At 67.0% G+C, this 6,000-nt stretch carries 3 protein-coding genes and 3 pseudogenes; 5 read left to right on the top strand and 1 reads right to left on the bottom strand.

Annotation, left to right across the window (positions count from 1 at the left end; all coding sequences use genetic code 11):
• The first annotated feature begins 385 nt into the window (after nucleotides 1-385).
• From ACFWSK_RS33435 to ACFWSK_RS33425, 3 genes are all read left to right on the top strand, one after another.
• The gene (locus ACFWSK_RS33435; protein ID WP_383794623.1) at nucleotides 386-1,639 is read left to right on the top strand and encodes a N,N-dimethylformamidase beta subunit family domain-containing protein; all 1,254 of its coding nucleotides are present in this window, start codon (nucleotides 386-388) and stop codon (nucleotides 1,637-1,639) included.
• Between the two features lie 237 nt (nucleotides 1,640-1,876).
• Entirely contained in the window at nucleotides 1,877-3,190 is a 1,314-nt protein-coding gene (locus ACFWSK_RS33430) for a nucleotide sugar dehydrogenase (protein WP_383794621.1), read from the top strand.
• A 15-nt stretch (nucleotides 3,191-3,205) separates the two neighbouring features.
• Nucleotides 3,206-4,141 (top strand): NAD-dependent epimerase/dehydratase family protein, encoded by a 936-nt coding sequence (locus ACFWSK_RS33425; protein WP_383794618.1) that lies wholly within the window; start codon nucleotides 3,206-3,208, stop codon nucleotides 4,139-4,141.
• A gap of 9 nt (nucleotides 4,142-4,150) precedes the next feature.
• Here ACFWSK_RS33425 and ACFWSK_RS33420 read toward each other — a convergent pair.
• Nucleotides 4,151-4,270, bottom strand: a pseudogene (locus ACFWSK_RS33420) (IS5/IS1182 family transposase); the annotation flags it as partial.
• On the opposite strand from ACFWSK_RS33420, the pseudogene ACFWSK_RS33415 reads away from it, so the two are divergent.
• Nucleotides 4,269-4,455: pseudogene (locus tag ACFWSK_RS33415) on the top strand (IS5/IS1182 family transposase); the annotation flags it as partial. The pseudogenes ACFWSK_RS33420 and ACFWSK_RS33415 sit on opposite strands and share 2 nt — an antisense overlap.
• A 1,113-nt stretch (nucleotides 4,456-5,568) precedes the next feature.
• A pseudogene (locus ACFWSK_RS33410) lies at nucleotides 5,569-5,721 on the top strand (3-oxoadipate enol-lactonase); the annotation flags it as partial.
• Nucleotides 5,722-6,000 lie beyond the last annotated feature (279 nt).

Here is a 6,000-nt window from a genome sequence, read left to right as displayed (position 1 = left end):
GGTTAACCGGCGACCACCGACTGTGAGCAGGGGAGTTGGTCACGGACGGAGGACCCGGAGCGCTCGGACTGTGACGCTTTCGCGCCGTTGCTCGACCTGGCACGTAATCCGTAAAACGTCTGGATAGTCGTGTTCCGCTGAAGATCACGATTCACCATACTTTTCCGGGGGCATCGACCTTGCCCGAGTCCGTCCTCCTCGTTACGCCACCTGGAGCGCCGTGTGCCCGATGCTCGAAGCGCCGTCACCCTCCGCCGGACCGGCAGTTGACGGGTACCCCGCGCGGCCGAGTGTCCGGGCCGGGGAAACGCTGCGGCTGCATGTGTCGACCCGAGCGCCCGCGTTCCGGGCGGACTTCTTCCGCTGTGGTGCCCGGCCCCGTCACATGGGCAGCACGCAGGGGGCGGGACGGTACGTCCCGCCCGGCCGGCACGACGAGGACTGGCGCTGGCCGGGTTACGATTTCGCGGTTCCGGAGAACTGGCCCTCGGGGGTGTACATCGCGGCTCTGAGCCCCGGCCCCACCGCCGTGCCCCATCCGGAACCGCAACGTGCCGAACTCCTGGACGCCCGCCACTCCAGGCTGCTGTTCGTGGTGACGGCCCGCGAGCCCGGCCGAGGGGCTCACATCCTGTACAAGGTGCCGGTCTTCACCTACCACGCCTACAACCGCAGTGGCGGAGGAAGTCTCTACGGAGCCACCCACTACAGCCATGACGAACCGCGCACCGGTACGGCCACCGTCACTCTGAGGCGTCCAGGCGGGGGAATCGGAGGCCCGGTGAAGGGCTTTCCCGACGCGCACGACCCGCGAACGCCCCGTCAGACCTTCGCCCACTGGGACGCCCCCTTCATCTCCTGGCTGGAGTCCTCCGGGCGGACCGTCGAGTACTGCACCGACCTCGACCTCCACGGAACGCCAGGCTTCATCGACGGATACCGGCTGCTGCTCTCCGCCGGTCACGACGAGTACTGGAGCGCGCGCACCCGACGCCACGTCACCGCCTTCCGCGACCGGGGCGGGAACATCGCCGTCTTCGGAGCGAACACCTGCTGGTGGCGGGTGGAAGTGACCGATGACGACACGACCGTGCGGTGCACCAAGTACCCCCCTGGTGCCCCCACAGGAGCCGATGCCGATGCGCTGCGGGGCTCCGGCGGACATTGGTGGGAAGTGGACCCGGAGAACTCTCTGACCGGCGTCAGCTACCGCAACGGCGGAGGCCACTGGGAAGGGCTCCGCGAGTCCACGGGATACACCGTCCAGCACACCGATCACAGAATCTTCGAAGGCACCGGACTGCGCGAAGGAGACCGTCTTGGTGCCGCACACGCCCTTGTGGGCTACGAGTGCGATGGAGCCGCTCACCGGCGCGACGCCGACGGACGGGCGGTCGCGACCGGCGCCGACGGTACGCCTGCCGGCTTCACGATTCTGGGTGTCGCCGACCTGCCACCCGCCGACGGATGGCATACGGCCGCCCGAGAGGACCCCGCTCCGGAACGCTCTGCGACCTTCGGCCTGTACACGCTGGGTGGCACCGTCTTCAACGGCGCCACCGTCGACTGGGCACGACTTCTGGCCCTGGACCCGGCGGTGGAGACCATCACCGGCAATGTGATCAACCTGCTGTCCTGACACGTGAGTTACCCGAATTCGAGGAGACGGGTCAGGACTTCGACGCTGTCCTTCACCGCTCCGATCGCCGGCCGAGGCCGGCTGCGGCGGGCTCCGGGCGTTCGACGCCACAGACGATTCGAGCACATCGACAAGGGCGGAGGTTCCGCCGGTTGGAGAACGAATGCCGGACACAGCATGGCTCGGCTCCCTGAGAGTTCTGGGCGGACACCTCACGGATACGGATGGTGACGTCATATGAACCCCTCCACCCTCAGAAGCCCTGCCCCGCCCACTGCGCGCAACCGGGTGGTGGTTGTCGGGCAGGGCTATGTAGGGCTCTCCCTGGCAGTTCAGGCAGCGGAGGCCGGCCACGGCGTAGTCGGCTTCGACGTCGACGAGCAGCGGGTCGCTCAACTCGTCATCGGTACGTCGTACGTCGAGGACATCCCCTCGCCACGGCTTCGCACCCAGCTCGCCGCAGGCGCCTACCGGGCAAGCAGCGACCCGGTCGACTGCGCCGCCTTCGACATAGCGGTGATCACGGTTCCCACTCCGCTGCGTGAGGGGCGGCCCGACCTCTCACACGTCGTAGGGGCGGCGAGGATGCTCGGCGGGTTTCTCCGGCCGGGAGCAACCGTCGTGCTCGAGTCGACCACCTACCCGGGGACGACGGAGGAACTGGTGGGACCGATCCTGGAGACCGCCTCCGGTCTGGTAGCGGGCCGGGACTTCCACCTGGGATACAGCCCCGAGAGAATCGACCCCGGAAATCCCCGATGGAACCTGGAGAACACTCCCAAGGTGGTGTCCGGGATCAATCCGGTCTCGTTGAAGCAGATCCACGAGTTCTACGGCTCGATCGTCGACACGGTCGTGCCGGTCACGAGTTGCGGCACCGCCGAGCTGACCAAGCTGCTGGAGAACACCTTCCGGCACGTCAACATCGCCCTCGTCAACGAACTCGCGATGTTCGCCCATGAACTGGGCATCGACGTGTGGGAGGCGATCGACGCCGCCGCGACGAAACCCTTCGGCTATCTGCGCTTCGTCCCGGGGCCGGGAGTGGGCGGGCACTGCCTGCCCATCGATCCCTCCTACCTCTCCTGGTGGGCAGAAAGGACTTCCGGTCGTGCGTTCAGGTTCGTGGAACTGGCAAACGACATCAACAGCCATATGCCCGACTACGTGGTGCGGCGCCTCATCCAGGGGCTCAACCTGCGGGAGAAGCCGGTCAAGGGCTCCCGGGTCCTGCTTCTCGGACTCGCGTACAAGCCCAACACCAGCGACGCGCGTGAGACTCCGGCAGCGCAGGTGGCCCAGTCGCTCCTCGCCATGGGAGCCGACGTGTGCGCCGCGGACCCGCACCTCCATCACGCGGTGCCCACACAGGCGGACGCGCTGCACGCCGTTCGGCGAGTGACCGCCGACGCGGAGGAGCTGGCGGGCGCGGACGCGGTGGTACTCCTCACGGACCACGACGCGTTCGACTACGACGCCATCGCCGCCCATTCGGCGTGGGTGCTGGACTGCCGCAGGCGACTCAGCGGCGCGAACATCGACGTCCTCTGACCCGAAGGATCCAGTATGAAGATCACCATCACCGGCGGCGCCGGATTCATCGGCGGCAATCTCGTACGGCATCTGTCTCGGATACCGGAGTTCACCGAGATCCGTGTCGTGGACGACCTCTCCACAGGGTTCGAGGAGAACCTCTCCGGACTACCCGTACGTTTCTTCGAGGGGAGCGTCCTCGACTCCGGGCTGCTCGATCTCGCGTTCGACGGCGTCGACACGATCGTGCACCTGGCCGCCCTGCCGTCCGTTTCCCGGTCGGTGAAGGACCCTGTCGCCAGCCATCACGCCAACGCGACGGGCACTCTGTCCGTTCTGGAAGCCGCGCGACGTGCCGGCGGCACCCGGGTGATCGCGGCTTCCTCGTCGTCCGTCTACGGTGCGAACCCCCACATCCCCAAACACGAAGAACTGCGACCCGTCCCCATGAGCCCGTACGCCGTCAGCAAGCTCGCGGGCGAGGCGTATCTGGCGGCCTACCACCACTGCTACGGGCTACCGGTCCTGTCCTTCCGGTTCTTCAACGTATTCGGCCCCTTACAACCGGCCGGGCACTCCTACGCGGCCGTCATACCGGCGTGGATCACCGCGGCGGCCGCCGGCCGGCCCCTCGTGGTGCACGGAGACGGCAGCCAGACCCGCGACTTCACCTACGTCGGAACCGTCTGCCAAGTACTCGCACAGGCCGCGCTCCGAAAGGTGTCCACCCCCGACCCGGTAAACCTCGCCTACGGCGGGCGAACCTCGCTCATGAGCCTGATCGCGGAACTCGAGCTGACGTTGGGGACCGAACTGCGCACCGAACACCAGCCGAACCGCCCCGGAGACGTCCGGCATTCCCAGGCGGACGACACTCGGCTCCGTAACCTTTTCCCCGAGATCGAGCCCACCTCGCTGCGCAACGGCTTGAAGAGGACCGTCCGGTGGTTTCTCACTCAAGACGGTTAAGACCATGTCCTATTTGGTGAGTCGGGCGAGTCGTTTGTAGCAGCAGAGGGCTGCGGCGAGGCCGAGGAAGGCCAGGTAGTTGCGGGGTTGGTACTCGTATCGGTGGTTGAGTCGGCGGTGGGCCTCGACGTGCTGGCGGCGGCTTGCCGCGTGGAACGAGGCCGGCGTCTGGGACAGGCTCCACGTCGTGCTGCTGGCCAGGCTGCGCGTGCGGCGAACCAGCTCGACTGGTCGCGGGCGGTGATTGACTCCTCCCATGTCCGGGCTGCTCGGCGGGGCCCAAAATCGGTCCCAGCCCGGTCGATCGCGCACGGCGGCGAACAGACCTGGACTCCCAGTGCCCCTCTGCAGCGCCGCGGTGTCGATAGCGTCGAACTCGGCGTCACCATCGAGACCACTGCCCTTCCGGCGATCCCGCAGCAGCGCACCCCGCAGGATCGAATGCGCCCCCAGCTGGCCTCCTCGAGCCTCGTGCCGAGACAACCGATCGCCGACTGGAGCGACTCCGGCCGTTACCTTCCCGAACCGCAGCCGTGCCGGCACTGCGGGAAACCTGCCAGCCTCCTCGACGACGATGCGAAGCCGTCCCACAAGGTCTGCGCCGAGGAACGCGGCATCGGGTCGTGGAGCGGATGAGGGATCCGGACGTGTTCGCGATTGTCCGAGTCGTTCCCGGCTGGGCATCCAGCTCGTATAGCCAAGGCCGCCATGCGGCGGTCTGCTACACGGCATCGGAGTGTGTGTGTTGGTGGCGGCCAGGCGTTCCGCTGGGCCGCAGCGCCGCCTCAAGGCTCGCCGACCGGCTCCTCGCGTGTCACCGGGCGAGGGCACGGCCCACCGGAGAGGGCGTCGCTGTCGCTTTGTTTCGCACACTTGTTGTCGTCAGTGGGCGTCGGTTGTCGAATGGTCCTGGCTGACGATCGGGTTTGTGCACAGGGGCCCGTGTGAGGTGAGGGGCGAGAGGATGGGCCCGTGCTGTCCCGGGCCCGGGTCTGACTCATGACACGCCTGACCGAAGCGTCTGAATCACACGGTGTCGGCTGTTGGCCGGGGATGGTGCGTTGTCGGTTCCGGGCTGGTGGGGCGTGTCCCGATAGGGGCCTGCCGATCGTTTTGGCCTACTCACGATTCTGACCGCTCGACGCGGTCCGGTACCGGCAGCGCGATACTCATGGGACGGAAGGGGATCGGGCATGTTCAGAACGGCGTCTGCTCCGCGGGCCCGCCGACGTGCTGCAGGCCGCACGGCTATCCGGAACGGCTGGGCAGTGAAGCGTGGTTCGCCGCCCTGTGCGGGGAGTCCCGCCGGGCGTTCTGCGCCCGGACTATTACCAGGGCCGGATCAAGGAGGGCAAAACCCGGCGCGAAATCCTTCGTTGCCTCAAACGCCATGTTGCCCGGGAAGTCTTTTACCTGGTCAAACAGGAATCGCCAGGACCCCGCTCATAGGGGCTGTCGTGACAGATGAGAGGGTCGGACGGGTGAGCGAGACACCCCCGAACACCCTGAAATACCGCTTTGACGGGCCAGAAGACGCCCCGGTCCTGGTCGTAGGCCCGTCGCTGGGTACCACATGGCACAGGTTGTAGAAACCGTCTTCTGGCGTCCACGCAGTCCGAAACGGTGGTGTTTGCGTGGAGAGGGAACGCTGTGATCCCGGTGCGTCGACGGTGTTGGTGACAGGCGCGTGACAGGACGTCTGTGACAGCATCGGTGATAGGGCGAGAGAGCCGCCGAGGGGCCAGGCGGGGCCTCTCCCGAAGTCATGAGGCGAAGCCCCAATGGAGCGCTCTGGTTGGGCTTCGCCGTAAGTTCGACTGTGCTTGCACGCCTGACGCGTTCGGCTTTTCACGCAGTTC

The organism is Streptomyces sp. NPDC058620, from assembly GCF_042717135.1.
In the GTDB taxonomy this organism is placed as follows: domain Bacteria; phylum Actinomycetota; class Actinomycetes; order Streptomycetales; family Streptomycetaceae; genus Streptomyces.
This window is presented reverse-complemented; position numbering and strand designations above follow the sequence as displayed.